The organism is Marinobacterium sediminicola, from assembly GCF_022343685.1.
In the GTDB taxonomy this organism is placed as follows: domain Bacteria; phylum Pseudomonadota; class Gammaproteobacteria; order Pseudomonadales; family Balneatricaceae; genus Marinobacterium; species Marinobacterium sediminicola.
This window is the reverse complement of record NZ_CP092123.1, coordinates 919,740-946,594: the sequence shown is the minus strand read 5'-3', so window position 1 is coordinate 946,594 and position 26,855 is coordinate 919,740. Positions and strand designations below refer to the sequence as shown.

The following is a 26,855-nucleotide window of genomic DNA, read 5'->3' as shown; positions in this document are numbered from 1 at the left end:
GGAGGGCTCAGCCCTCCTTCATCTGCAATTCCAGTATGGCCTCGACAAAAGCCTCAACCGGCTGCCCCCCCGTCAGTGCATAGCGCTCGTTGAATACGATAGTGGGAACCGACCTTACGCCTCTCTGCTGCCACAGAGACTCTTCCTGACGTACTTCATCGGCATAACGCCCGCTTCTCAGCACATCCTGTGCAGCAGCACTATCCAGACCCGCTTCTGCCGCCACCTCGCCCAACACCTGAGGGTCTGAAGGGTTACGATTGTGAGTGAAGTAGGCTTCGAGCAGCCCCTTCTTGAGCGCCAACTGCTGCTCACACCCCAACTCTCCGGCCCAGTGCAGCAGACGATGCGCATCAAAGGTATTCCACTTGCGGCTGTCTTCACGAAAATCGAACCTGAAACCCAACTGCTCACCGCGGGCAGCGATCTGAGCCTGATTCTGTTTCACCTGCGCCTCGCTGATGCCGTACTTGGCACACAGGTGTGGAATGATGTACTCCCCGTCGCTTTCCATATCCGGTGCCAGTTCAAAGGGGCGAAAATGGATGTTGGCATCGACCGCACCACCCAGTTGATCCAGTGCCTGCAGCAGACTGTGCAATCCAACCGCACACCAGGGACACATGACGTCGGAAACAAAATCGATCTTAACTTTAAACGCCATGATTACCTCTTCTTGGCCATTGAGCGGGAATGTCACGCTACCCCAGCCGAGGGGCGATGTGAAGAGGCGCTCTTGAGCCTCATGGCTTTCAGAGTTCTGACCCAGCGGGTACACTGCCCCTGACAACAGAAACCGGACGAGATCAAGGTGCGCCTGGACCGTTTCATCTGCAAACACACCGCTCACAGCCATCAAACCTCAAGGCGCCTTGTCGCCTCTGGTCATGCTGAAGTCGATGGTTGCATCATTACTGACCCGCGCCATGCCGTCACCGCTTTCAGTACCATTCGGCTCGATGGTCAGCTGTTGCAGCAACAGCAACCCCACTACATCATGCTGCACAAACCCGCCGGATATCTCAGCGCCACTTCGGATCCTGAGCACAAGACCGTACTGGAGCTGTTGCCCTCGACGCTGCGCCCCAAACTGCACATCGCGGGACGACTCGATCGCGCAACTACCGGTCTGCTCATCCTGACCAACGATGGTCTCTGGTCGCGTCGGATCACAGCACCGGAAGAGAAAATCCCGAAGATTTATCTGGTCACGACAGCTGAACCGATCAGCCCTGACGCTGAGGCCCGTTTTCAGCAGGGCATCTGGCTGGCACGAGAAGGCGTTATGACCTCGCCCGCAACCATTGAGCGCCTGTCTGAGCATTGCTGCCGACTGACCATCTTTGAAGGGCGTCACCATCAGGTCAAGCGCATGTTTGCAGCGATCGGCAACGCGGTCACGGCGCTGCACCGTGAGCGCATGGGGCCTATTACATTGGATGAACAGCTCAGACCCGGTGAGTTTCGCCTCCTGACCGATTCCGAACGCACGGCAATCTAAGTGGATGCTCAACCAGCGTCTGGCTGTATTGGCGTCTCTAGCAGCAACTGGTAAAGAGCAAGGTCCAGCCAGCGCTCAAACTTGAAGGCCGCTTGCACAATGGTGCCGGCATGCGTAAAACCCAAGCTTTCATGCAACCGGATACTGGCTCCGTTGTCCGCATCAATCGCCCCGATCATGACGTGGAGCTCCTGAGCACGAGCCTCCTCGATCAGCCGACACAGCAACGTTCTGGCAATGCCCTTGCCACGGTGGGCCGGATGCACATAGACCGAGTGCTCGACGGTATAAAGGTTGGCGGGATAGGGGCGAAAGGAGCCGTAACTGGCGAAACCGGTCAAATTGCCCTCTTCATCGAAAGCCCCCAATACTGGCCAGCCTCCGGCAGCCTTGTTGCGAAACCAGTCAGCGATCTGTTCGGGAGTGCGAGCCTGATACTCATAAATGGACGTCGTATTGAGAATGGCATCATTAAAAATCTCAAGCACCGTTTCAGCCGAATTCTCTTCACAGCAGTAATCGATATGCATGCACACTCCCGTCAAATCATGCGCAAAGTCAAAACGCGTCACCGTTCATGCTGGACGCATTCGGGTTGGTCGCTTAGGCTGAGAATAACCGGATGCAAGGGACCCAAGCCACTGTCATGCCGCTACCCGTTCAGGAAACCCCAGCCCCCGAAAAAAGCCAGCGCCTGGTCGGCAAACCAACTGACCAAAGTCTCCGGCGTGACACACTGAGACTGCTCAGCTTCAATATTCAGGTGGGTATCAAGACGCAGGCCTATCACCATTACCTGACCCGTGGCTGGCAACACATTTTGCCCCACCGAGGCCGCAACCAGACACTTGACCAGATCGGCCGCCTGCTGCGCCAATACGATCTGGTTGCATTGCAGGAAGCCGATGGCGGCAGTATTCGCAGCGGCTTCGTCAACCAGGTCGAGTACCTTGCCCATGCGGGCCAGTTTCCCTACTGGTATCAGCAGCTCAACCGCAACCTGGGCAAACTGGCACAGCACAGTAATGGCGTATTGAGCCGAATCCAGCCAAGCCAGGTTGAAGATCACCGACTGCCCGGGTTAATCCCCGGCCGCGGAGCCATTCTGGTTCGCTTTGGCGAAGGTCACAACTCTCTGCTGATCATTGTGCTGCACCTGGCACTGGGCGCTCGCACTCAGGACCGTCAGCTGCGCTATATTCGTGAGCTGGTTGAATCACATCCTCATGTGGTACTGATGGGCGATATGAATAATCCACTGGAACACCTGCTCAACCGACCGGCCATGCGCGGCCTGAAACTGGTTTCCGCTGAAGACACCCTGCACACCTACCCCAGCTGGCAGCCTCGACATGCCCTCGACCACATCCTGATCTCGCCCAGCCTGGACCTGCGCAATGTCCGCGTACTGGATTACACCATCTCGGACCATCGCCCCATCGCCATGGAAATCGGCCTGCCACCCTGCCTGCAACACCTTTGATACGACTTCGATGCGCCTATCGGTAAGCGGCAACGGGCAACCCGGGCTTGAGCACAACGCAATCGGCAGTTAACAGAGAACGCCGGGAATGAGTCCGTCTATGACCCTGCCCTCAACCCGCGGACTTGGGCGGCAAGCTCGCAACAAAGGTTTCACAACGCGCAAGCCAGGCATCAAGCTCGGCATCCTCCGCTATACCTTCAGGTGCAACATAGACAAAACCTGTCAGCGCCCTGCCGGTAAAATCCATCTCACGAGCAAACGGCAGCTGGAGACAGGCAGCATACTGATCAGGCCCAACACGGGCCATCAGCGTGTCGCCAAGAATACCGCAGCACATATGACCATTGAGCATGTAGCATAGACCGCCAAACATCCGTCTGGTTGTAAACCCGGGACGTCCATGAAAATAGTCATTCACACGCTCGGCCAGACCTTCGTCATATGCCATATCAACCTTCCATTGATCAAGGCCTTATCAGGCCACTGACTGGGACAGACACCGCTTCATGTGATTCATTCTGGCCACACAGGTTACTGAGGGCAATACTGATATGTTGACAGCCATTTGATGGCGAACAGGAAAGCAATAAAGGAGAGAAAGAGAGAGTCTGCCGATAAGCCGGGTTTTGTCGTGGACAATCATTCATCTAGGACCAGCGTCGCCACTGGCCTCCAGCGACCTACCCGGACCCGGCGCGGGCCACGCCTTAATGGGTCCCTATTTGGTCTTGCTCCGGGTGGGGTTTACCATCGCCGTGGAGTGTTGCCACCCACGCGGTGCGCTCTTACCGCACCATTTCAACCTTACCGTCATCCGAAGATGCTTAGGCGGTATACTTTCTGTTGCACTTTCCGTCGGCTCACGCCGCCCAGACGTTATCTGGCACCTTGCCCAATGGAGCCCGGACTTTCCTCCCCTGCGCGAACGCAGCAGCGATTGCCTGGCAGACTCTGGCGCGAAGTATATAGGTCTGTACCCGTTACGCAAGCGAATCAGTCGATCAACAGCTGATAGAGGCGATTTTTCTTGTAACCAGTAATTTCAGCCGCCACCCCGGCCGCCTTTTTCGGTGGCAACTCCTTGGCCAGAATACGCAGAATGCGCTCAGCGTCGGGGTCGATGGCATCTTCATCCAGAGTATTGTCGGCTCCCTGAACCAGTACAACGAACTCTCCACGCTGCTGGTTGGCATCTGCTTCCATCCAACGGATCAACTCCGCCAGCGTATCGCCATGGATGGTTTCAAACGTTTTGGTCAGCTCTCGTGCGACCACCGCATAGCGATCTTCACCAAAAGCCATCTGCATCGCCTTCAGGCTATCCACAATACGATGGGTAGACTCATAGAACACCAGCGTTTCGCCGTTTTCAGCCAGCGCATCGAGCACCTGAGTGCGGGCGCCGCTCTTAGCCGGTAGGAACCCGATGAACTGGAATCGATCTGAAGGCAGCCCTGAAGCTGACAGGGCCGCAATAAAGGCACAGCACCCCGGCACAGGAGAAACCTTGTAACCGGCTTCTCTCACCGCACGCACCAGATAAAAGCCAGGGTCAGAAATCAGCGGGGTTCCAGCATCACTGACCAGGGCGATCGAATGACCACTGCCTAACAGATTGATAATGTGCTCACAACGCTGACGTTCGTTGTGATCATGCACTGAAATCATCTGTCCTTTAATGTTAAAGTGAGACAGCAAGCGCCCGCTGTGACGGGTATCCTCGGCGGCAATGTAGTCAACGCTGGCCAGCACCTCCTGCGCGCGCTCCGACAGGTCTGCCAGGTTACCGATCGGCGTAGCTACGATGTAGAGAACTGGTTCTGACATTTAGGATATCCATCTGTTGGCAAGGATTGGGATTATATGACGAATATACACCGGCTGTCTTTCAGCCTTCTGCTGGCGACTGCACTGTTGGCGGGCTGTGCAAGCCAAGTGCCTCCACCGCAGGTTGTGGATAAAGTGGCCACTGATGATCAGAGCGCTGACGGCTTGCTGCGAAAGGCCGCTAGCCTGCCGGCCACACCGGCTGCCGAACTGCGGCTGCAGGCCGCTCGCATGCTGGCGCAGACCGGTGAGCAGCAGCGCGCACTGCAGATTCTGAATGCAACAGATATCAGTCGGCTGCCGCCAACTCTGGCATTTGAGATCGCCAAGCTGACAGCCCTGCTCACTCTTGAATCCGACAATCCGGCAGCAGCCCTGCAATCGCTGGACCGTCAGCGCTTCAACAGTCTTTCTGCACTTCAACAGGCCGAGCTGGGCCAGATGCGCGCAGATGCCTGGCTGCAGCAAAACAATGTCACTGCCGCCGTTCGCGAGCTGATCGTCAGCAGCCTCCTGACCCTGGACCCTCAGGAGCAGCAGCGCTATCACGATCAGATTTGGCGCCTTTTACAACAAGGCCCGCTTGCCGACATCAAGGCCGCATCGGTGGCCAACAACAACTACCAGGAACAGGGCTGGTTTGAATTGGCCTTGATGATTCGCGCCAGCTCAGACCTTGCCGCACGTCAGCAGGCAATCGACAACTGGAGCCGACTATGGGAATCACACCCTGCCCTGACACTACCACCTGCAGGTCTGCTGGGTCTTGAACTGGACGGTGAACAGCTGATGGCTCAGCGTATTGGGGTGATCCTGCCCCTGAGCGGTGAGCTTGCAAGACCTGCTTCAGCCATTCGTCAGGGCATGGAGGCACAGCTGGAGATCATGCGCCGTGAAGGCAAGCCCTCGCCTGAGCTGATCATGCTCGACTCAACCGGCATGACGGATGTAAGCCTTCTGCTGGAGCAGGCACGACAGCTCAATGTTGACTTGTTGGTTGGCCCTCTCAATCCTGAGCTCGTCAATCAGATTGCCGCGCAACCGGATCTGGAAATTCCAACGTTGGCTCTGAACCCTGCCGAACCAGGTCCTTCAAGACCTTGGCAACTGGAGCTATCCTCCGAGCATGAGGCACGCATGGCGGCGCGCCGCGCTTTGGCCGACGGCCATAAGCGGGTACTCCTGATCACCCCGGCCGCGGAATGGGGTGACAGGGTAGCCAGCGTCATGCAGGAAGAACTTGAAACGCAGGGTGGGCAGGTTGTTGGTGCGCTGCGCTATCAAGCAACGGATAATTACAACGACCAGGTTGCAGAGTTGCTTTTGACCCGCCAAAGCGCTGAGCGAGAACAGCAGCTGCGTGAGTTGCTGAGACAAAAAATCGAGTTTCAAGAGCGACGTCGCCAGGATGCCGACGCCATTCTGATGACCGCCTTGCCAGACGCTGCTCGCCTGATCAAACCGATGCTGGATTACCACTTTGCTGCCGACCTGCCCGTCTATGCCACTTCGCACCTGTATGTAGGCTACCCGGATGCAACCCGTGACGTGGACCTGAACGGCATTACCTTCTGCGACCTGCCCTGGCTGCTTCAGCCTGCGAGCGAGGCCCAGAGACTGTTGAGCGGCAACGGCGAGGAGACACTGTCTCGCTTTGGCCGACTGTTTGCATTGGGTATAGACGCCATCAAGGTTTACCCTTGGCTGCCTCAACTTGAGCAGCGCCCGGGCAGCTTCATGCTGGGCGAAACCGGGCAGCTGACAATGGACCAGAATAAACGCCTGCAGCGAGAATTGAGCTGCACCACTTTCACCGATGGAGAGCCGGCCAGCCTGATTTCAGCTCAGACGGCCACCACTGAAAATTGAGAGGAAATCGCGATGGATCGCTACCGTATCGGCATGGATGCCGAGCAACGGGCCGAGCATTGGCTCACTCAGCAGGGATTAGCCCTTCTGCAACGCAACGCCCATTGCCGCTTGGGCGAAATCGATTTGATCATGCAGGATGGTGAGCAGATTGTTTTCGTCGAAGTGCGCCGCCGCAGCAGCCGTTATTTTGGCGGTGCAGCGGTGTCTGTGGACTGGCGCAAGCAGCAGAAACTGATCCGGGCAGCCCGTTTCATGCTAAGCCGAAACCCTCACTGGAGCCAGCGTACCTGTCGGTTCGATGTGCTTGCCTTTGAAGGAGACTCGGAGAGTAGCCCTCCAGTATGGTATAAAGACGCTTTTCGTCCCTGAACACCGGAAACGCTTTTAATGGAACTCGAAGACCGCATTGTCAGTCAGTTTCACAACACCATGGAGATTAATGCGCTTACCATTGAGCAGCATACTCCTCTGATCGCAGAAGCCGGTGAACTCCTGCTGCAATGTCTTGTCAGTGAACAGAAGATTTTGTGCGTCGGAAATGGCGGCTCAGCAGCATTGGCACAACACTTCGCCTCACTGCTGCTGAATCGCTTTCGCCACGAGCGCCCCGGCTTACCGGCATTGACTCTCAACGATGCCGCAGCCATGAGTGGTATCAGCGAGGAGACCGGGTTTACCGACGTTTACTCCAAGCAAATAAGAGCGCTGGGGCAACCCGGTGACATTCTGCTGCTGATCTCGACCCACGGTCGCGCCAACAGCCTTGTGCAAGCCATACAGGCCGCTCATGATCGTGACATGATGGTCATCGCGCTCAGTGGTGGCGATGGCGGCAACATGGCCGCATTGTTACTGCCCGATGAAATCGAGATCTGCATTCCTGGCACTGAAGATGCACTCATCCACGGTGCCCACCTGCTGGTTTTGCACTGTTTGTGCGACCTGATTGAATACCAACTCTTTGGAGGCTGATCAACATGCTTAAACGCCCCCTGATCGCAATGGTTATTGCATCGACCCTACTCACTGGCTGCTCAAGCATCATCAGCGCAACCCGGGAAGAGCCGATACAGGAAGACCAGGGAAGCCGCACTCTGGGACGCTACCTCGAAGACGAGTCGATTGAGACCAAGATTCTGGTCAACATCAGTAAAGGGTCAGAGCGCCTGGCTCAATCGCATATCAATGCCGTCAGCTATAACGGACAGGTGCTCCTGATCGGACAGGTGCCTGATGAGCAAGTCAAACAGGAAGCCGAAAACGTGGCTCGCCAAGTGCGCCATGTACGCAAGATTCACAACGAACTGGAAGTTGCCGGCCCCACCTCTACGATCGTACGTAGTAACGACGTATATCTGACCAGCCGCATCAAGGTACAAATGCTGGCCGATGAGCGCGTATCCGGTGGACGCATCAAGGTCGTGACAGAGAATGGTGTCGTTTATCTGATGGGGCTGGTCACGCCTGCAGAGGCTGACATTGCTGTCGAAATAACCCGCTCCGTTACCGGTGTACGGAAAATCGTCAAGGTTTTTGAGTACATTGGAGCCTGACAAGGGGGTGCCGAGCTGCTGAACCGCAGCTCGGCAACATGGAAGATTGTTACTTCACAACACGCAGAGTTGGCTTTTTGTTATCCCTACGCGGCGTGTCGTCTTCAGCTACCGAAGTTTCAACGGAAGCTTCCTGCAGCACTGCTGCATTTTCAGCCTGCTCAAGCAGCACCTCAACTCCCGGTTCCATGCCAAAGCCCATACCCATACCGTTCTCACGGGTAAAGATAGCCAGCACGGCTACCATTGGGACATAGACGTTCATCGGGACACCACCAAAGCGCGCACTGAAACTGATGCCCTGGTCGTCAATCATCAATCCCTGTACCGCTGATGGAGCAATATTGAGGGTGATCTGGCCATCCTGCACAAATTGATCAGGCACCTGCACACCCTGCAAGGTTGCATCAACTGCAATGTGCGGGGTCATGTTGTTGTCAAGCACCCACTCGTACAAGGCTCTCAGCAGGTAGGGACGGCTGGGTTTGATATCGCTCATAAATGCTCCTGCCCCTTTCAGATAAAACAGCTGCAAGGGGCTCAATACTTATGGAGTCTGCTACAAATGCGTTTATGCAACTGCAACAGCTCAGAATTCGCCATATAAAAAAGGGATGAAGTCACCTTCATCCCTGTTTCGATCAGCTTATGCTCACAAGCGCTCAGTCACGAATCTCACGTTCGTATTCGGACAGACTGGCCTGGAACGACTCGCGCTCGAAGAGTCGCTGCATGTACGCCTGCAGCGGCTTGGTCTGTGCTTCCGGCAGCTCAATACCCAGCTGAGGCAAACGCCACAGGATTGGAGCCAGGCAGCAATCTACCAGCGTGAACTCTTCGCTCATGAAGAAAGGCTTCTCAGCAAAGATCGGAGAAATAGTGACCAGGCTGTCACGCAGTTCCTTACGGGCCGCATCCAGCTCAGCATCACTTCCTTCACCCTCGAGAATGCGATCAACCAGCACACACCAGTCACGCTGAATGCGATGCATGAACAGACGGCTTTCGGCACGGGCAACAGGATAGACCGGCAGCAGGGGCGGATGCGGGAAACGCTCATCGAGGTATTCCATCATCACGTTGGGTTCATACAACACCAGCTCACGATCCAGCAGGGTAGGCAGGCTGTTGTAGGGGTTCTGCGCCGCTACATCCTCCGGCAGCTCGTTTGCTTTACACTCAACAATATCAACTGCCACGCCCTTCTCACAGAGTACGATGCGTACCCGGTGGCTGTAATGGTCAGAGCCATCAGAGTAAAAGGTCATGGAAGAACGCTTGGCTACTACGCCCATCGAACTATCCCCATAATAGTATGCTGCTGAAACAAAAAATCTACGCGGCCTTTCGACCGCGTAGTTCAGGACTCAATCACCCCAGGGCGATCAGTGAACGTCTTTCCAGTACTCTTTCTTCAGAGCAAAGGCAAATACGAACAGGATCGCCAGGAAGATCAGAACCTTGGTGCCCAGTCGCTCAGACTCCAGGCGAGACGGCTCACCCATGTAAGTCATGAAGTTAACCAGGTCGTAGATGGTTTTGTCGAACTCTTCAGGAGACTGGCTGCCAGCCTCATTAACTGTCAGACATCCACCCATGGTCTTGCCGGTCAGCGGGTCAATCTCATTCTGACCGTGTGCCAGCTCTTCCGGAGTACAGTGGTTGACGACCTTGCCCTGCAGATCTTCCAGGACATTGGGCATACCCACATCCGGGAAAACAGCATTGTTCACACCCCAAGGACGGTTTTCATCCGCGTAGAAGCTACGCAGGTAAGTGTAAATCCAGTCCGGGCCACGCAGGCGCGCTTCCAGGGTCAGGTCGGGCGGAGGAGCACCAAACCAGCCTGCTGCATCCTGCTTCGCCATCGCACTCTTCATGTGCTCGCCGATCTTGGTTTCCGGGTTGAAGATCAGATACTCCTCAACCAGCTCATTCGGGATGCCCAGATCCTGAGCAGCACGCTCAAAACGCTGGTAGCCAGCTTCGTGGCAACCCATGCAGCGGTTGACGAAAGTCTGCATACCGCGCTGCAAAGACGCCTTGTCGGTCAGATCGACATCAATCGAATCCAGCGGCACACCGGCGCCGCCGGCGGCACTGGCAGTCATCGGAGCCAGCGCCATCATCAGTGTGATAAGGAACTTTTTCATTAGCCTGTAACCCTTTCCGGAACCGGTTTAGTGCGCTCCATACGTGTGTAGAACGGCATCAGCAGGAAGAATGCGAAGTACAGCGCTGTACACAGCTGGGACAGCATGGTACGGCCTTCAGTTGCCGGCAGAACACCCAACACACCCAGAATCACGAAGCTTACGATGAAGATCAGCAGTGCGATTTTGCTCAGCCAGCCTTTGTAACGAATAGACTTGACCGGGCTGCGATCCAGCCAGGGCAGTACGAACAGGATGGCAATAGCAGCACCCATTACGACAACACCCCAGAACTTGGCGTCCAGACCGAACATCGGGAAGGTGATCGCACGCAGCATGGCGTAGAACGGCGTGAAGTACCAGACCGGAGCGATGTGATCAGGTGTTTTCAGCGCGTTGGCTGCTTCAAAGTTCGGCTTCTCGAGGAAGTAACCACCACCTTCAGGGAAGAAGAACACAACGGTGCAGAAAACGAACAGGAAGACAACAACACCGACGATGTCCTTGACGGTGTAGTACGGGTGGAACGGAATGCCGTCCAAGGGTACGCCGTTTTCGTCTTTCTTGTCCTTGATTTCGATACCGTCCGGGTTGTTTGAGCCCACTTCATGCAGCGCAATGATGTGCAGAACCACCAGCGCAAGGATCACGATCGGCAGTGCGATGACGTGCAGCGCGAAGAAACGGTTCAAAGTGATGCCGGAGATCAGGAAGTCACCACGGATCCACTGCTGCAGATCTGGGCCGATAACCGGAATAGCACCAAACAGGGAGATGATTACCTGTGCACCCCAGTAGGACATCTGGCCCCAAGGCAGCAGGTAGCCCATGAAAGCTTCAGCCATCAGTGCCAGATAGATGGTCATACCGAAAATCCACACCAGCTCACGCGGCTTGCGGTATGAGCCGTACATGATGCCACGCAGCATGTGCAGATAAACCACTACGAAGAACGCAGAAGCGCCGGTAGAGTGCAGATAGCGCAGCAACCAGCCGTATTCCACATCTCGCATGATGTATTCAACAGACGCGAACGCACCTTCTGCGCTCGGGTTGTAGCTCATGGTCAGCCAGATACCGGTCAGGATCTGATTCACCAGCACCAGCAGAGCCAGGGAGCCGAAGAAGTACCAGAAGTTGAAGTTCTTCGGCGCGTAGTATTTGGACAGATGGTCTTCCCACAGGGCTGTTGCCGGGAAGCGATCGTCAATCCAGCCCATCAGGCCCGGATTACCTTTGTTTCGTGTACCAGCCATTATGCAGTCTCCGGATCGACACCAATAATCAGTGTGTTGTCATCTTCATACTTGTGCGGCGGGATAACCAGGTTGGTCGGCGCGGGCACAGACTTGTATACGCGACCGGAGAGGTCGAAACGGGAGCCGTGACAGGGGCAGAAGAAGCCGCCGAGCCATTCAGGGCCCAGATCTTCCGGTGCCACTTCGGGACGGTAGGTCGGAGAGCAGCCCAGGTGAGTACAGATACCAACCATAACGGCGATTTCCGGACGGATTGCACGTGCAGCAGTTTTCGGAATGTAATCCGGCTGCTGCGGCTTCTCGGACATCGGGTCAGCGACACGATCGTTCAGCTTTTCCAGGTTGGCCAGTGCTTCCTCGCCACGACGGACAACCCATACCGGCTTGCCACGCCACTCGACGATCATCTGCTGACCAGGCTCCAGCTTGCTGATATCCGCCTTCGCAGGCGCGCCTGCGGCTTTCGCCTTGGCACTCGGATTCCAGGAAGCCACGAACGGGACGGCCGCTCCAACAGCACCCACTGCACCTACTGCAGATGTGGCACCGATCAGGAGACGACGTCGACCCTTATTCACGCCGTCATTGCTCATTAACTTCATCTCCCCTCAATCGACCTGCCGCTTTTCGTACAAGCACAAAAGGCTGACTGGCCGCTCAGTCATGAAAAAACACAAAACCGGTTTGTTCAAATGCGCCGAATGTTAAAGAAAATACCCTTTTTTTACAAGGTAAAATCCCCACTCCATTAGGCGAACAACGCTTTTATTGACCTGACCCCAGATACGAAAAAAGCCCACAACCACGAGGGCTGCAGGCTTTTTTGCATTGCCGTAAAGCGGCCAGGCCGCAAGCAATTAACGCTTGGAGAACTGCGGACGCTTACGCGCTTTGCGCAGACCGACTTTCTTACGCTCAACCATACGAGCGTCACGAGTCACGTAGCCAGCTTCACGCAGAGCACCACGCAGAGTCTCGTCGTATTCCATCAGGGCACGAGTGATGCCGTGACGAATAGCACCAGCCTGACCGAAGCCGCCGCCACCTTTAACAGTGATGTGGGCGTCGAATTTTTCAACGTTGTCAGTCAGCTCCAGCGGCTGCATCACGATCATACGCGCAGTTACGCGACCGAAGTACTCTTCCAGAGTACGGTTGTTGATCATGATCTTGCCAGTACCCGGGCGCAGGAAAACACGAGCAGTAGAGGTTTTACGACGGCCGGTACCGTAATACTGAGTAGTAGACATATTCGCCTTCCCCTTAGATGTTCAGTTCTTTCGGTTGCTGAGCCTGGTGCGGGTGTTCAGCACCGGCGTATACTTTCAGCTTGCTGTACATGGCGCGACCCAGCGGGCCCTTCGGCAGCATGCCTTTAACAGCCAGCTCGATAGTGCGCTCAGGGAAGGTCTGTACCATCTTGTTGAAGTTTGCTTCCTTCAGACCACCCGGGAAACCGGAATGACGATAGTACATCTTGTCGTTGCGCTTGTTGCCGGTCACGTTTACTTTCTCGGCGTTTACTACAACTATGTAGTCGCCAGTATCAACGTGCGGAGTGTATTCCGGCTTGTGCTTGCCGCGCAGACGACGGGCAATTTCAGTAGCCAGACGACCCAGAGTTTTACCCTCTGCATCGACAACATACCAGTCGCGTTTTACTTCGGCCGGTTTGGCGGTAAAAGTTTTCATGGATTTTTCACCTTACAGTTTAAGTCTCGAATCCGAGATTCCGACTTACCTTATAGTTATTGGTTAGCGGCCTTGCCAGCCACTAACGTACACTTATTCGGCACCCTGCTTTCAGGGAGCGCGAATTATACCCGCTGACTTCCCCTCTGGGAAGGGCCAACATAATAAAATCAGGCCGCCCGGTGCTCTCTGGCAAGATACTCGTGCGACTGCATTTCCAGCAGGCGGCTCTGGGTGCGCTCGATCTCGAAGTTCAGACGCCCTTCCGTATAAATCTCGTGGATTGGCACTGCGGCCGAGATGATCAGCTTTACCCCAGAATCATAGAACTCATCCACCAGGTTGATAAATCGACGAGCCGCGTCATCATTGTGACGTCCCATTTGAGGTACATTGCTCAGCAGCACGGCATGGTAGATCTTGCCCAGTTCAATGTAATCGTTCTGGGAACGGGCGCCTTCGCACAATGCATTGAAATCGAACCAGGCCACATCCTCACAGAGGCGCCGCGCCTTGATACCTCGACCATTGATCTCGACTACCGCTTCTGCTTCCTCTTCTTCGAGGTCAGGCGCCAGGCTCTCAAAACTGCGCGCCAGGCTCTTATCAGCCTCAGCGTCCAACGGCCAGTGGTAAAGCTCTGCCTGTTCCAGCGTACGCAGACGGTAATCGATCCCGCCATCCACGTTTACCACCTCAGTGTAGCGCTTGAGCATATCAATCGCGGGCAGGAATCGCTGTCGTTGCAAACCATCTTTATAGAGACCATCCGGAACGATGTTGGAGGTCGCAACCAGGGATACGCCGTTGTTGAACAGTTCCTGCATCAACCCGCCCAGAATCATCGCATCCGTAATATCCGATACGAAAAACTCGTCGAAACAGATAATGCGGGCTTCATCTGCATACTTGCGACCGATCTCCACCAGTGGATTCTTGGTACCGTCAAGCGCCTTGAGCTCGTGATGCACTCGCTGCATGAAACGATGAAAATGGGTGCGCATCTTGCGTTCGAACGGCAGGCTGTCATAGAAGGTATCCATGAGGTATGTCTTGCCACGACCGACACCGCCCCAGAAGTAGAGCCCCTTGATCGGCTCCTGCTTCTGCCGCTTCAACTTCCCCCCCAGTCGCTGCATCAAGCCTGGTCTGGGCGCACGTTCGGCGGCTACCAGATCGTCATACAGGCGCTGCAGATGACCTACAGCCATTTCCTGTGTGGGATCATAGGAGAAATCGTCACGTTTCAGATCCTGCTGGTATCGCTCAAGCGGAGTCATCTTCAGTTTGTACCTCTGATCGGTTTATGCACACCACAACGGTGGCGAACTTTACTGCTGAAGGCGTTTTTGCGCAAACCCGACAGCCTCAAAATCCTGTTCTTTTGCAGAAAACAGGCTCAGAGTCCGAGCAGCCGGACCAGCACCGGCACCAGGAAGGCCGTCAGCAACCCGGTCAATCCCATCGCCAGACCAGCAAAAGCACCTGCCAGAGTACTGAACTCAAACGCGTAAGCCGTTCCAAAGCCATGAGAAGACAGACCGAGGGTAAATCCTTTAACTGCATCATCCTCAATTTTGAGCCAACGAAACAGTGGCGGCGCCGTCAGGCAACCGATGGCACCGGTGATCAGTACCAGTCCGGCCGCCAGCGAGGGATAGCCTCCAATCTTTTCAGCTATGCCAATGGCAATCGGTGAGGTTACCGACTTTGGCGCCAGCGACAGCAAGGTGTTATCAGATGCCCCCAGTGCCCAGGCAGTCGCAATAACTGATAAAGCCGCAGTCAGCGCGCCGCAGGTACAGGCAACCAGTAGTGGCAGCAGCATCTTCTTGATGCGCTCAAAGTGATCATAGAGGGGTACTGCCAAGGCAACCGTTGCAGGCCCCAGCAGGAAGTGGATGAATTGGGCACCCTGAAAGTAAGTATCGTAGTCCGTATCCGTGATCTGCAGCAGCAGAATTATCAGTGACAAGGCCACCAACACCGGGTGCAGTAACGGGGTTCCACCAACACGACGGTTTAACCAGGACGTGAACAGAAACGTGGCGATGGTGACAATGATCCACCAGAGCGGCTTGGCAGCAAAATAAACCCAAAAGCTCGTCATGGCGACTCCTCCGTCTCACCCAGCCTGAGGTTTCGGGTCAGCCGCTTCAGTACCAGCGCCGTCACAACAATGGTGATCACCGTACTACTGACCAGTGCAATCAAAATGATCAGCCATTCGGCCGCGATTAATTCGGCATGCACCATTAACCCGACACCCGCAGGTACAAAGAGCAGCGCCAGGTGCTGTAGCAGACCTTCTGCCGGAGTTCGTACAACTTTCGGCACCCTCTTGGCCATGACGAGTCCAGTCAGCAGTAAGACCATCCCCATCACGGGCCCCGGTACAGGAAGCCCTAAAGCCAACACGATCCATTCACCCAGCAACTGGCATATCAGCAACAGCAGAAGCCCAACCAACATCAGCCATCCCCCTGTGTATATCATTCAGGCAAGAGGCGAAGTGTACTTATTTTCTTAACATTTTTCTCTTCTACTCTTGGCAAACAGCCCAACCCTCTCTATAATGCGCTCCGTTCCTGATTGAGGCATCTATAACGCCATTCTACCAATCAGAACAAGCACTTAGCTTCAGCTTTGTCGGGGTGTAGCTCAGCCTGGTAGAGCACTGTCTTCGGGAGGCAGGGGTCGTAGGTTCAAATCCTGTCACCCCGACCATTTGCTGAAACTAAGTACTGCGTCGGGGTGTAGCTCAGCCTGGTAGAGCACTGTCTTCGGGAGGCAGGGGTCGTAGGTTCAAATCCTGTCACCCCGACCATTTTCTTTTCCCGCACATCATTCATTACCCACTGATCAATTTTTAAGACTAAGGTAGAATACTGCCTTTCCTGTAATTCAGTGGATCGTTTCAATGCTGGACAAGCTCTTCAAGCTCTCCGAGCACCAAACCAATATCAAAACGGAAGTCATTGCAGGCCTGACCACCTTCCTGACAATGGCATATATCATCTTCGTCAACCCCTCGATGCTGGCTGCTGCCGGCATGGATTCGGGTGCCGTGTTCGTGGCCACCTGCCTGGCAGCGGCCATCGGCTGCTTTGTCATGGGGTTTGGCGCCAACTACCCGATTGCCCTGGCTCCCGGAATGGGCTTGAACGCCTTTTTCAGCTTCACGGTCGTCGGCCAGATGGGATACAGCTGGGAAACCGCTCTCGGGGCCGTCTTTATCTCCGGGGTTTGCTTCTTCCTGCTATCACTGTTCCGCATCCGTGAATGGATCATCAACAGCATTCCCCTGTCGCTCAAGGGCGGCATTGGTGCCGGTATCGGCCTTTTTTTGGGTTTTATTGGACTGAAGAATGCCGGCATCGTCACTGACAATCCGGCCACACTGGTCACCATTGGTGACATGAGCCAGTGGGGTGCCATTATGGCGTGCGCAGGCTTCGTCATCATCGCGGCGCTTTATCACAAGAAAGTAACCGGTTCCGTCATGATCGGCATTCTGGCCATTACACTGATCAGCCTTGCTGCCGGCCAGATTGAGTTCAACGGCATCGCTTCAACTCCCCCCTCCCTGGCTCCCACATTCGGTCAGCTGGATATTGCCGGAGCACTGAGCATTGGCCTCGTTAGCGTGATCTTTTCTTTCCTGTTCGTCGATCTTTTCGATACTTCCGGTACGCTGATTGCCGTTGCGCAAAAAGGAAAGATGCTGACTCCTGACGGCAAGCTTCCCCGCCTGGGGCGTGCACTCATGGCTGACTCAACTGCCACCATGGCTGGCTCTGTCATGGGCACCTCGACCACCACCAGTTATATAGAATCAGGCGCAGGTATTGCAGCCGGAGGACGTACCGGCCTTACCGCAGTGGTTGTTGGCCTGCTGTTTCTGGCCTGCCTGTTTCTTTCCCCGCTCGCTGGCACCATTCCTGCCTATGCTACCGCGCCAGCCCTGCTGTTTGTGGCGGTTTTGATGACTCACAGCCTTGTGCTGATCGATTGGGATGACATAACCGAAGCAGCGCCCGTCGTGATTGCTGCCGTCAGCATGCCCTTGACCTTCTCAATCACCACCGGCATCGCATTTGGCATGATCTCCTACACCGCCATCAAGGCACTTAGTGGCCGAACCCATCAGCTCAATCCAGCTCTATGGATACTGTCGGCCCTGTTCATCGTTAAGATGGCCTACTACGGTTAATCAACACGCGCCGATGTCATATTAACCTCTGGCAAGAGCTTGGCAGAGGTATAAAAAAAGGGTGAAGGCCAATGGCCTTCACCCTTTTTTATGCCTGCCGTATCGATCAGAGCAGAAGACGGCGGATATCGCTGAGCAGACCGTTAAGCTCGGTCAGGAAACGCCCCGCATCACCACCATTGATAGCACGGTGGTCATAGGAGAGGCAAAGCGGCAGCATCATGCGCGGCTCAAACTCCTTGCCATTCCAGCGCGGCTTGATGTCTGCCTTTGACACACCCAGAATCGCCACTTCCGGCGCATTCACGATCGGTGTGAACCCAGTGCCACCAATACCTCCAAGGCTGGAGATAGTGAAGCAGGCTCCCTGCATCTCGTTTGGCTTCAGCTTGCGATCCTTGGCCTTGCCCGCCAGCTCAGTGGCCTCACGGGACAGCTCGTAGACGCTCTTCTTGTCAGCATCTTTAATCACCGGGACCATCAAACCATTCGGTGTATCAACCGCAATGCCGATGTTGACATACTTCTTGTACACGATGTGCTCGCCATCATGATGCAAGGAAGCATTGAATTTCTGATGACGCTTGAGCGCAATCGCTGCTGCCTTGATCATGAAAGGAAGCGGAGTCAGCTTGACACCCTCTTTCGCGGCAACATCCTTCATCTCCTTGCGGAAAGCTTCCAGCTCGGTGATGTCCGCTTCGTCGAACTGGGTCACATGCGGGATGTTCAACCAGCAACGCGACATGTTATCACGAGTGATCTTGTCGACCTTGCTCAGCTTCACCATCTCGGTTTCACCGAACTTGCTGAAATCCACAGCCGGAATTGCCGGGATGCCGCTGCCACCGGTCACCGCGGCCGGTCCTTTTTCAGCCAGCTGCTTGAGCGCCGACTTCACGTAAGTCTGGACATCTTCTTTCAGGATACGTCCCTTACGACCGGAACCGGATACGTTTTCCAGCTCGACACCGAACTCACGCGCCAATGCACGCACAGCCGGACCAGCATGAACATTACGGTTCTTCTTCTCCAAAACCGCCAGATCAACATTTTTATCCACAGCCGGAGCCTTGGATGGTGCAGACGGAGAGGCTGCAGCGGGCGCTTGAGCCGGAGCCGCCTTAGGTGCTTCGGCAACCGGGGCCGCGGCCGGCGCACCTGCCACTTCAAGCTCAAGAATCAGATCCCCTTCATTGACCTGATCACCTTCCTTGATCTTCACGGAAACAACCTTGCCACCCTTCGGTGCCGGTACTTCCATGGAGGCCTTGTCGGTTTCCAGAGTAATCAGGCTGTCACCTTCTGCAATCTCATCACCAACCTTGACCAGCACTTCGATGACATCCACATCAGAAGCACCGGACAGATCCGGAACAGTCACCGGCTCCACACCACCAGCCTGAACCGGTACCGGTGCTGCCACGGAAGCAGGCGCAGGTTCTGCAGCAGGCGCGGAAGACTGCTCTGCAGCCGAAGCCGAGTCAGCACCGGCAGCTCCACCTTCGCTGATTTCCAGCTCCAGCAGCAGATCACCCTCATTGACCTGATCACCTTCCTTGATCTTCACGGAAACAACCTTGCCACCCTTCGGTGCCGGTACTTCCATGGAGGCCTTGTCGGTTTCCAGTGTGATCAGACTGTCGCCTTCTGCAATCTCGTCACCGGCCTTGACCAGCACTTCGATGACATCGACATCAGCAGCACCGGAAAGGTCGGGAACCAGGACCTGTTCGATACGTGTTGAGGTCGTGGCAGCAGGCGCCGCAACAGAGTCGATCGGAGATTCGGAGGCTTTGACCGCAGCAGCGGCAGCCGGAGCAGGCTGTTCAACCTCACCCGCTCCATCTACTTCCAGCTCCAGGATGGCGTCACCTTCGTTACAGGTACCACCCTCAGACACGATGATGTTTTTTACCACTCCGGCATGGGTGGACGGCACTTCCATGGAAGCCTTGTCGGTTTCCAGTACGATCAGGGAATCACCTTCGGCAATGGTGTCACCCACACTGACGCATACTTCAACGATGTCGACGTTTTCGCTACCGCCGATATCAGGCACTGTAATGGTAGTCGTAGTCACAATAAATCCTCTCGCAATAAACCAGTCAGATGTTCACTCGCCTGTCACTTACAGTGTCCAGGGGGCCGGCTTGTCCGGATTGATGTTGAACTTCTGAATGGCCTTGGCGACAACCGAAGCCTCCAGCTTGCCCTCTTCCTGCAGCGCCTTGAGTGCAGCTACGGTGACGTAGTAGCGATTCACTTCAAAGAATTCACGCAGTTTGGTACGGCTGTCGGAGCGACCGAAACCGTCGGTACCCAGCACCTTGTAACGACGCGGGATGTACTCGCGCAGCTGATCGGCATACAGACGCATGTAGTCGGTGGAGGCTACAACCGGCCCCTCACGTCCTTCGAGACATTCTTCAATGTAGGATTTACGCGCTGCCTGTTCAGGGTTCAGCATGTTCCAGCGACTGACAGCCTGAGCATCACGGCGCAGTTCGTTGATAGAGGTAGCGCTCCATACATCTGCCTCGACACCGAACTCATCACGCAGAATGGTCGCGGCCTCACGAACTTCACGCAGAATGGAACCACAGCCCATCAGCTGTACCTTGAGATCGGCCTGCTTGCCTTCCTCGAGCAGGTACATGCCCTTGATGATGCCTTCTTCAGCACCCTGCGGCATTTCCGGATGCTGATAGTTCTCGTTCAACGTGGTGATGTAATAGAACTTGTTCTCCTGCTCCTGGTACATGCGACGCAGACCATCCTGAACGATCACAGCCACTTCGTAGCCATAGGTCGGATCGTAGGAGATACAGTTCGGAATCATCTGCGCCATCAGGTGACTGTGGCCATCCTGATGCTGCAGACCTTCCCCGTTCAGCGTAGTACGGCCAGAGGTTGCACCAATCAGGAAGCCTCTTGCCTGAGAGTCACCTGCTGCCCAGGCCAGGTCCATGATGCGCTGGAAACCAAACATGGAATAGAAGATATAGAACGGCACCATGGTGCAGCCGTTATTGGCATAGGACGTTGCCGCTGCGATCCAGGCAGACATGGCGCCCGCTTCGTTGATACCTTCCTGCAGAATCTGACCGTTCTTGGACTCCTTGTAGTACATGATCTGGTCAGAGTCGTGCGGCACGTAGCGCTGACCTTCAGAAGAGTAGATACCCAACTGACGGAACATGCCCTCCATACCGAAGGTACGTGCCTCATCCGGCACGATCGGCACGACACGCTCACCCATCTGCTTGTCCTTGACCAGAGTGCTGAGCACACGGTTCAGGGCCATCTGGGTTGACATGGTACGCTCACCGCTGGATTTGAGCTGCCCCTTGAAGGCTTCAAGCTCTGGCACCTGCAACTGCTCGAACTCTGTCCGGCGCGCCGGATAGAAGCCACCCAGCTGCTTACGACGTTCAAACATGTACTTCATCTCCGCTGAATCCGGAGACGGACGGTAATAAGGCACACTCTTCAGCTGTTCATCAGACAGCGGAATATTGAAGTTGTCGCGGAACGCCTTGAGGTCATCCAGCGCCACTTTCTTCATGGAGTGGGTGTCGTTCTTCGCCTGACCCGACTGGCCGGTACCATAACCTTTAACGGTCTGTGCCAGAATAACGGTCGGCTGTCCCTTGTGATGGAACGCCTTGTGGTAGGCCGCATATACCTTGTAAGGGTCGTGACCACCGCGGTTCAGGTTCATGATCTCGTCATCAGACATATCCTTGACCATCTCGGCCAGCTCAGGATATTTACCGAAGAAATGCTCACGGGTGTAGGCACCGCCGTTGGCTTTGTAGTTCTGCAATTCGCCGTCACAGACTTCGTCCATACGCTTGCGCAGCAGGCCCTTATCGTCTTTCTCGAACAGCGGATCCCAGTGACGCCCCCAAAGCACCTTGATCACGTTCCAGCCAGCGCCCTTGAACACGCCTTCGAGTTCCTGAACGATCTTGCCGTTGCCGCGTACAGGACCATCCAGACGCTGCAGGTTACAGTTGATCACGAAAATCAGGTTTTCCAGCTGCTCACGACCTGCCAGAGAAATAGCGCCCAGCGTTTCCGGCTCGTCGCACTCACCATCACCGAGGAACGCCCATACCTTGCGATCACCACGCTTGACCAGATCACGCGCAGACAGATAGCGCATCACGTGCGCCTGATAAATTGCCTGGATCGGACCCAGACCCATGGACACAGTCGGGAACTGCCAGAAGTCCGGCATCAGCCAGGGATGCGGATAGGAAGACAAGCCGTTGCCATCCACTTCGCGGCGGAAGTTGTCCAGCTGCTCTTCGGTCAGGCGACCTTCCAGATAGGCACGGGCATAGATGCCTGGTGAGATGTGGCCCTGGAAAAACACCATATCGGACTCACGATCACCTTCAGGACCGTGGAAGAAATAGTTGAAGCCGATATCGTAAAGAGTTGCGGAGGAGGAGAAACTGGAGATGTGACCGCCAAGTGCGTCTTCATTGTCGTTGGCTCGCATGACCATTGCCATCGCATTCCAGCGAATGAAGGAGCGGATACGACGCTCCATGAACAGGTCACCCGGCATGCGCACTTCTTCACGCGGCGAGATGGTATTCACATATGAGGTATTGATGGTAGCACCCGCATCAACACCCATGTTGGCCGCCTTGGCGCCCAATTCGCGCAGCAGGTAGCGCGCGCGCTCATCTCCGTCGTTTTTGGCGACGGATTCAAGAGCATCCATCCATTCCTGAGTTTCGATTGGATCGATATCTTCAATCATGTCTCGCACTTTGCCTTCTCCGATCACTTGTAAGCGTGGATGTGCCAAGACTAGTGCGTACTCTGCATGGATTGCACGCTGAGCACACTAAGCTGTCCTGGTTATTGTGGTTTTATGTGTAGTAATACTACATTTGCCCCATACTTTTGTCTATTACCAAGCAATACGTACGGGTTAACGCGTACAAAAACCCTTTATACTGTAGTATTTTGACACTTCTACTGCTATTTACCTTGATTCAAGGTTAGACCGCCTCAAGGCTCTTTCCAGTCGAGTTCGTTCGCGCCCCTGCTCAAGCAGCACCTCTTCGACAAAGGCAAGGTGATCATGGGCTGCCTGGCGGGCCGCTTCAGGTCTGGATTCAAGAATGGCCTGAAGCAACAGGCGGTGCTGTTCGTGGATGCGGCTGCGCATCTCGCCTTTCGGATATATCTGCTCCAGATTGTCCCAAATATGCTGTCGCAGCAGCGTGAACAGGGCACGCATCATATGCAGCAGCACAACATTATGTGTAGCCGCCGCAATCGCAAGGTGAAACTCCACATCAGCCGCCACTTCCTTATCGAACGCCTTTTCCTCATGGAATCGCTGCAATTGATCGTAACAAGCCTGAATGGCAGCCTTGTCAGCTGGCGTAGATCGCATGGCTGCGTAGTACGCGCTGACACCCTCAAGTGCATGGCGAAACTCAAGCAAGTCATACTGTGATTCAGGGTGTGACTTGAACAACTCCAACAGTGGATCAGAGAGTCCGGCTCCTAAATCTTCGGCAACAAAAGTGCCTCCCCCCTGACGACTGACCAGTAAACCGCGTGCCGCCAGCTTTTGCATGGCTTCGCGCACAGAAGGCCGGGAAACCTCGAACTGAGCAGCCAGCTCTCGCTCCGGAGGCAGGCGCTGACCTGGCTTGAGCGCCCCTTCAAGAATCATTGTTTCCAACTGCTGCATGATCACATCGGAGATTCGAGGCTGTTTGACGCGTTTGTACACCATAAGAACATTAATGACCTGATTGTGGATAACCGGATACTTCTCAAGAAGCTAAATTGGTTTGACCAATTTTACAAGTATCCAATATTGAAATATCCACATTACAAGATTGACAGACAATATGTGCTGATCATAAAGTCACCAAAACCAATATGGTTAATTGGTAAGACCAATTATGGTGAATCTATGAAACCTGAGTTCCAAGCATTCCATCAGCAACTGCAGAGCTTCATCCCGCCCGAACGCTTGATTACCGATCCCTTGAGGACGCTGGCCTATGGAACCGATGCCAGCTTCTATCGCCTGATCCCTCAAATCGTGGTCAGGGTTGAAAGTGAAACAGAAGTTGTGCGCCTGATTGGCCTGGCCCATGAACATGCCCTGCCGCTGACCTTTCGTGCAGCAGGAACCAGCCTGTCCGGACAGGCCATTACCGACTCTGTTCTCGTCCAGCTGGGAGATGGCTGGAAAGGCTATGAAATCAGCGAAGACGCCAGCACCATCCGTCTGCAACCCGGGGTGATCGGCGCCCACGCCAACCGCTATCTGGCCCCTTTCCAGCGCAAGATAGGCCCCGACCCGGCATCCATCAATGCGGCCAAGATCGGGGGTATTGCGGCCAATAATGCCAGCGGCATGTGCTGCGGCACGGCACAAAACAGCTACCGCACACTCCACAGCATGCGCATGGTGCTGTCCGACGGGTCCGTTCTGGATACCGCTGACCGGGACTCGGTCGCTCAGTTTCGTCAGCAGCATCACGCCCTGCTGGACAGTCTCGACTCTCTGGCCAAGCTGACCCGCAGCAACAGTGCACTGAAGCAAAAGATTGAACACAAGTATCGGCTCAAGAACACTACCGGCTATGCCTTGAATGCATTGATCGACTTTGAAGACCCCATCGATATTCTGCAACACCTGATGATCGGCTCCGAGGGCACCCTGGGCTTCATCTCTGCCATCACCTACAACACCGTCCCCGATCATCCTTACAAGGCATCTGCACTGGTCTTTTTTGACCAGGTTCGCACCACCTGCGAAGCTGTCGCACGCCTTAAATCGACCCCGGTGGCAGCCGTTGAGCTGATGGACCGTGCCGGACTTCGCTCAGTGGAGGACAAGCCTGGCATGCCCGACTTCATCAGATCTCTGCCTGAGAATGCTGCAGCCCTGCTGATCGAAACGCGTGCAGAGTCAGAAGCGGAGTTGCATCAACAGATTAAAACCATCATGGCCAGCATCGAAGCACTCCCAACCAGCCAGCCGTATGAGTTCAGCACCGATCCAGTTGAATGTGCTCGTTACTGGGCCATCCGCAAGGGCCTCTTCCCAGCGGTTGGCGCTGTTCGAGAAACCGGCACCACCGTGATCATTGAGGACGTCGCCTTCCCGGTCGAGCAGCTGGCAGATGCCGTAGCCGACCTGCACGAGCTTTTTCTGCGCTGGGATTATCCTGAAGCACTTATTTTCGGCCATGCGCTCGAAGGCAACCTCCATTTTGTCTTCACCCAGTCGTTCGACACTGATGAAGCACTACGCCGCTATGAGGGCTTGATGGATGATGTGGCCGACCTGGTGGTCAACCGATATGGAGGGTCACTCAAAGCCGAGCATGGCACCGGCCGCAATATGGCCCCCTACGTGGAACTGGAGTGGGGACAAGATGCCTATCGCCTGATGAAGGAAATCAAGTCTCTGCTGGACCCTGCTGGACTGCTCAACCCCGGCGTGATACTCAACGATGATGCCAAGGTTCATCTTAAAAACCTGAAGCCGATGCCGGCCGCGAACCCCTTGATCGACAAGTGCATTGAATGCGGCTTCTGCGAACCGGTCTGCCCTTCACGGGACCTGACGCTGACACCTCGTCAGCGCATTGTGATCTGGCGTGAAATCAATGAGCTGGATCGCAGCGGCGATGACCCCAAACGCTTGCAGTTATTCAAAAAACAATATGCCTATCAGGGCGAGGAAACCTGCGCCGCCTGCGGATTGTGCTCCACCAGCTGCCCTGTCGGCATCAACACTGGCGACCTGACGCGACTGATACGGCACTACAATCATGAGCACAGAGAAAACCTGGCCGCGTGGGTTGCCGAGCACTATGGCGGCGTCATGAAAGCCAGCCGTGGGCTCTTCAGGCTTGCCGATGTGACACACAAGGTACTGGGCACTGCCCGCATGGGGGCGATCACCCAAGGTGTTCGTCGACTCAGCGGAAACCGAGTCCAGCAGTGGACCCCCGCCATGCCTACGGCGGCCAAAATGACACTCCCCGTTACAGAACCCGGCAATACGCCTGCAGGAAAAGTCGTTTATCTGCCCAGTTGCGCCAGCCGTACCATGGGCCCGATGCGTGGCAGTGAAGAACCCATTTCACTGGCCGACAAGACCATACACCTGCTGCGCAAGGCAGGGTTTGAGGTCATTCTCCCTGATGCACTGGAGGGCCTGTGTTGCGGTATGCCCTTTCAGTCCAAAGGCATGTTCAATGCCGCCGAACGCAAGCGCAGCGAGCTCGGCATACACTTGATGAAAGTGAGCAACCAGGGTCAGATCCCGGTCTACTCGGACACCAGCCCCTGCAGTTTGCGCTTGCAGGAAGGGCTGCCCTCAGAACTACAGATCTTCGACAGTGTCGAGTTCCTTGACCGCTTTGTATTGCCCAGACTCGAGATCACGCCTATAGATGAAGCGGTGGCACTGCATATTACCTGCAGCAGCCAGCGTCAGGGTCAGGATATTGCCCTCAAGCGAATCCTCGAGGCCTGCAGCACCAACGTGATCGTTCCGGACCAGATCACCTGTTGCGGCTTTGCGGGTGACAAGGGCTTTTCGACCCCTGAATTGAATGCGAGCGCTTTGCGTTCGCTGAAATCCCAGGTCCAGCAATGCAGTGGAGGGTACTCAACCAGCCGTACCTGCGAGATAGGCCTTAGCCATCACAGTGGCATTGAATATCGCTCCGTGGTCTACCTGCTTGACCGTTGCTCACACCCCAAGCCTATTGAGGACACTTGTCATGTCGCTTCCTGATATCAAGACTATTCTCTACACCACGCTGCTGGACGATTATTCACGGCCGGTTTTCCGCCACGCCGTTCAACTTGCACGCCTGACGGGTGCACATATCCACATGCTGCACGTCATTGAGCCGATCGGCGAAATGGGACATGCATTGATCCGAAACTACCTGCCGGAGGATATGATCCACAGGATGCACGAAGAAGGCATTCACAAGGTGCTTGATCAAATGCGTGAACGTGTTGATAAGTTCATCGAGGATGAACTGTCCATCCTGCCTGACAACGGCACTCCGAAAATCACTCCCGTTGTCGCAGAGGGCCCTCATTCAGATGTAATTCTTGAACAGGCTGAAAAACTGGGCGCGGATGTTATCATCATGGGCGCAGAAAACAGGTTCGGACATCACAGTCATACGGCAAATCAGGTTATCCGTTACGCCAAAATCCCCGTGTATGTGGTCCCTACCGGTAAAGACTATATCTGATCCCTGAGGGCGGGCTGG

Annotated in this window: 26 protein-coding genes, 2 tRNA genes and 1 other RNA gene; 11 read left to right on the top strand and 18 right to left on the bottom strand. The window is 55.1% G+C overall.

Annotated elements, in window-relative coordinates; genetic code table 11:
- Positions 1 to 7 precede the first annotated feature (7 nt).
- Positions 8 to 664, bottom strand: coding sequence for a DsbA family oxidoreductase (locus tag LN244_RS04445; RefSeq protein ID WP_239041642.1), 657 nt, complete (start codon positions 662 to 664; stop codon positions 8 to 10).
- Positions 665 to 811: 147 nt separating this feature from the next.
- Between LN244_RS04445 and LN244_RS04440 the strand changes: the two genes are divergently transcribed.
- The gene (locus LN244_RS04440) at positions 812 to 1,501 is read left to right on the top strand and encodes a pseudouridine synthase (RefSeq protein ID WP_239041641.1); all 690 of its coding nucleotides are present in this window, start codon (positions 812 to 814) and stop codon (positions 1,499 to 1,501) included.
- Between the two features lie 8 nt (positions 1,502 to 1,509).
- Here the strand turns inward: LN244_RS04440 and LN244_RS04435 are convergent, their stop codons facing one another.
- Positions 1,510 to 2,031, bottom strand: a complete 522-nt coding sequence (locus tag LN244_RS04435) for a GNAT family N-acetyltransferase (RefSeq protein WP_239041640.1) — start codon at positions 2,029 to 2,031, stop codon at positions 1,510 to 1,512.
- Positions 2,032 to 2,123: 92 nt separating this feature from the next.
- Between LN244_RS04435 and LN244_RS04430 the strand changes: the two genes are divergently transcribed.
- Positions 2,124 to 2,984 carry an endonuclease/exonuclease/phosphatase family protein gene (locus LN244_RS04430; RefSeq protein WP_239041639.1) on the top strand — a complete coding sequence of 287 codons (861 nt, stop codon included), beginning with the start codon at positions 2,124 to 2,126 and terminating at the stop codon, positions 2,982 to 2,984.
- Between the two features lie 112 nt (positions 2,985 to 3,096).
- On the opposite strand, the gene LN244_RS04425 is transcribed toward LN244_RS04430, so the two are convergent.
- The 3 genes from LN244_RS04425 to rsmI form a co-directional block, all read right to left on the bottom strand.
- On the bottom strand, positions 3,097 to 3,435 hold the full coding sequence (locus LN244_RS04425; RefSeq protein ID WP_239041638.1) for a TfoX/Sxy family protein: 339 nt from the start codon (positions 3,433 to 3,435) through the stop codon (positions 3,097 to 3,099).
- A 151-nt stretch (positions 3,436 to 3,586) separates the two neighbouring features.
- An RNA gene (gene rnpB / locus LN244_RS04420) (RNase P RNA component class A) lies at positions 3,587 to 3,940 on the bottom strand.
- A 40-nt stretch (positions 3,941 to 3,980) separates the two neighbouring features.
- Complete coding sequence (rsmI, locus tag LN244_RS04415) at positions 3,981 to 4,814, bottom strand: 16S rRNA (cytidine(1402)-2'-O)-methyltransferase (protein ID WP_239041637.1); 834 nt, start codon at positions 4,812 to 4,814, stop codon at positions 3,981 to 3,983.
- A 36-nt stretch (positions 4,815 to 4,850) separates the two neighbouring features.
- Here rsmI and LN244_RS04410 point away from each other — a divergent pair, with 36 nt between their 5' ends.
- The 4 genes from LN244_RS04410 to LN244_RS04395 are packed head-to-tail and all read left to right on the top strand — an operon-like array spanning position 4,851 to position 8,239.
- Positions 4,851 to 6,683, top strand: a complete 1,833-nt coding sequence (locus tag LN244_RS04410; RefSeq protein ID WP_239041636.1) for a penicillin-binding protein activator — start codon at positions 4,851 to 4,853, stop codon at positions 6,681 to 6,683.
- A 12-nt stretch (positions 6,684 to 6,695) separates the two neighbouring features.
- The gene (locus LN244_RS04405; protein WP_239041635.1) at positions 6,696 to 7,055 is read left to right on the top strand and encodes a YraN family protein; all 360 of its coding nucleotides are present in this window, start codon (positions 6,696 to 6,698) and stop codon (positions 7,053 to 7,055) included.
- A gap of 18 nt (positions 7,056 to 7,073) precedes the next feature.
- Entirely contained in the window at positions 7,074 to 7,658 is a 585-nt protein-coding gene (locus LN244_RS04400; RefSeq protein ID WP_239041634.1) for an SIS domain-containing protein, read from the top strand.
- 5 nt (positions 7,659 to 7,663) lie between these two features.
- On the top strand, positions 7,664 to 8,239 hold the full coding sequence (locus LN244_RS04395) for a BON domain-containing protein (RefSeq protein ID WP_239041633.1): 576 nt from the start codon (positions 7,664 to 7,666) through the stop codon (positions 8,237 to 8,239).
- A 49-nt stretch (positions 8,240 to 8,288) separates the two neighbouring features.
- On the opposite strand, the gene LN244_RS04390 is transcribed toward LN244_RS04395, so the two are convergent.
- The 10 genes from LN244_RS04390 to LN244_RS04345 form a co-directional block, all read right to left on the bottom strand.
- Positions 8,289 to 8,729: a ClpXP protease specificity-enhancing factor gene (locus LN244_RS04390; RefSeq protein WP_239042364.1), complete on the bottom strand. Its 441-nt coding sequence runs from the start codon at positions 8,727 to 8,729 to the stop codon at positions 8,289 to 8,291.
- A 172-nt stretch (positions 8,730 to 8,901) separates the two neighbouring features.
- Positions 8,902 to 9,534: a stringent starvation protein SspA gene (sspA, locus tag LN244_RS04385; RefSeq protein ID WP_239041632.1), complete on the bottom strand. Its 633-nt coding sequence runs from the start codon at positions 9,532 to 9,534 to the stop codon at positions 8,902 to 8,904.
- 90 nt (positions 9,535 to 9,624) lie between these two features.
- Positions 9,625 to 10,392, bottom strand: a complete 768-nt coding sequence (locus LN244_RS04380; protein WP_239041631.1) for a cytochrome c1 — start codon at positions 10,390 to 10,392, stop codon at positions 9,625 to 9,627.
- Complete coding sequence (locus LN244_RS04375) at positions 10,392 to 11,648, bottom strand: cytochrome b (protein ID WP_239041630.1); 1,257 nt, start codon at positions 11,646 to 11,648, stop codon at positions 10,392 to 10,394. Before LN244_RS04375 ends, LN244_RS04380 begins: the two co-directional genes overlap by 1 nt.
- Positions 11,648 to 12,244: a ubiquinol-cytochrome c reductase iron-sulfur subunit gene (petA, locus tag LN244_RS04370; RefSeq protein ID WP_239041629.1), complete on the bottom strand. Its 597-nt coding sequence runs from the start codon at positions 12,242 to 12,244 to the stop codon at positions 11,648 to 11,650. Before petA ends, LN244_RS04375 begins: the two co-directional genes overlap by 1 nt.
- Before the next feature lie 264 nt (positions 12,245 to 12,508).
- Positions 12,509 to 12,901: a 30S ribosomal protein S9 gene (gene rpsI / locus LN244_RS04365; RefSeq protein ID WP_239041628.1), complete on the bottom strand. Its 393-nt coding sequence runs from the start codon at positions 12,899 to 12,901 to the stop codon at positions 12,509 to 12,511.
- A 13-nt stretch (positions 12,902 to 12,914) separates the two neighbouring features.
- Positions 12,915 to 13,343, bottom strand: coding sequence for a 50S ribosomal protein L13 (gene rplM / locus LN244_RS04360; protein ID WP_239041627.1), 429 nt, complete (start codon positions 13,341 to 13,343; stop codon positions 12,915 to 12,917).
- A 170-nt stretch (positions 13,344 to 13,513) separates the two neighbouring features.
- Positions 13,514 to 14,623 carry a cell division protein ZapE gene (gene zapE, locus LN244_RS04355; protein ID WP_239041626.1) on the bottom strand — a complete coding sequence of 370 codons (1,110 nt, stop codon included), beginning with the start codon at positions 14,621 to 14,623 and terminating at the stop codon, positions 13,514 to 13,516.
- A gap of 119 nt (positions 14,624 to 14,742) precedes the next feature.
- Positions 14,743 to 15,453, bottom strand: coding sequence for an LrgB family protein (locus LN244_RS04350; protein ID WP_239041625.1), 711 nt, complete (start codon positions 15,451 to 15,453; stop codon positions 14,743 to 14,745).
- Positions 15,450 to 15,815 carry a CidA/LrgA family protein gene (locus tag LN244_RS04345; RefSeq protein ID WP_239041624.1) on the bottom strand — a complete coding sequence of 122 codons (366 nt, stop codon included), beginning with the start codon at positions 15,813 to 15,815 and terminating at the stop codon, positions 15,450 to 15,452. Before LN244_RS04345 ends, LN244_RS04350 begins: the two co-directional genes overlap by 4 nt.
- Before the next feature lie 178 nt (positions 15,816 to 15,993).
- On the opposite strand from LN244_RS04345, the gene LN244_RS04340 reads away from it, so the two are divergent.
- The 3 genes from LN244_RS04340 (at position 15,994) to LN244_RS04330 (ending at position 17,556) form a co-directional block, all read left to right on the top strand.
- Positions 15,994 to 16,070 (top strand) — tRNA-Pro (locus LN244_RS04340).
- Positions 16,071 to 16,093: 23 nt separating this feature from the next.
- Positions 16,094 to 16,170 (top strand) — tRNA-Pro (locus tag LN244_RS04335).
- A gap of 93 nt (positions 16,171 to 16,263) precedes the next feature.
- On the top strand, positions 16,264 to 17,556 hold the full coding sequence (locus LN244_RS04330) for an NCS2 family permease (protein WP_239041623.1): 1,293 nt from the start codon (positions 16,264 to 16,266) through the stop codon (positions 17,554 to 17,556).
- A gap of 106 nt (positions 17,557 to 17,662) precedes the next feature.
- Here the strand turns inward: LN244_RS04330 and aceF are convergent, their stop codons facing one another.
- The 3 genes from aceF to pdhR form a co-directional block, all read right to left on the bottom strand.
- Positions 17,663 to 19,639, bottom strand: coding sequence for a dihydrolipoyllysine-residue acetyltransferase (gene aceF / locus LN244_RS04325; protein WP_239041622.1), 1,977 nt, complete (start codon positions 19,637 to 19,639; stop codon positions 17,663 to 17,665).
- 48 nt (positions 19,640 to 19,687) lie between these two features.
- The gene (aceE, locus tag LN244_RS04320; RefSeq protein WP_239041621.1) at positions 19,688 to 22,336 is read right to left on the bottom strand and encodes a pyruvate dehydrogenase (acetyl-transferring), homodimeric type; all 2,649 of its coding nucleotides are present in this window, start codon (positions 22,334 to 22,336) and stop codon (positions 19,688 to 19,690) included.
- 228 nt (positions 22,337 to 22,564) lie between these two features.
- Positions 22,565 to 23,329, bottom strand: a complete 765-nt coding sequence (gene pdhR / locus LN244_RS04315) for a pyruvate dehydrogenase complex transcriptional repressor PdhR (RefSeq protein WP_239041620.1) — start codon at positions 23,327 to 23,329, stop codon at positions 22,565 to 22,567.
- A gap of 183 nt (positions 23,330 to 23,512) precedes the next feature.
- Between pdhR and LN244_RS04310 the strand changes: the two genes are divergently transcribed.
- Together LN244_RS04310 and LN244_RS04305 are read left to right on the top strand one after the other, a co-directional pair.
- A complete protein-coding gene (locus LN244_RS04310) occupies positions 23,513 to 26,362 on the top strand; it encodes an FAD-binding and (Fe-S)-binding domain-containing protein (RefSeq protein WP_239041619.1) in 2,850 nt (949 codons plus the stop codon).
- Positions 26,349 to 26,837, top strand: coding sequence for a universal stress protein (locus tag LN244_RS04305; RefSeq protein WP_239041618.1), 489 nt, complete (start codon positions 26,349 to 26,351; stop codon positions 26,835 to 26,837). The genes LN244_RS04310 and LN244_RS04305 overlap by 14 nt, the downstream gene beginning before the upstream one ends.
- Positions 26,838 to 26,855: the final 18 nt, after the last annotated feature.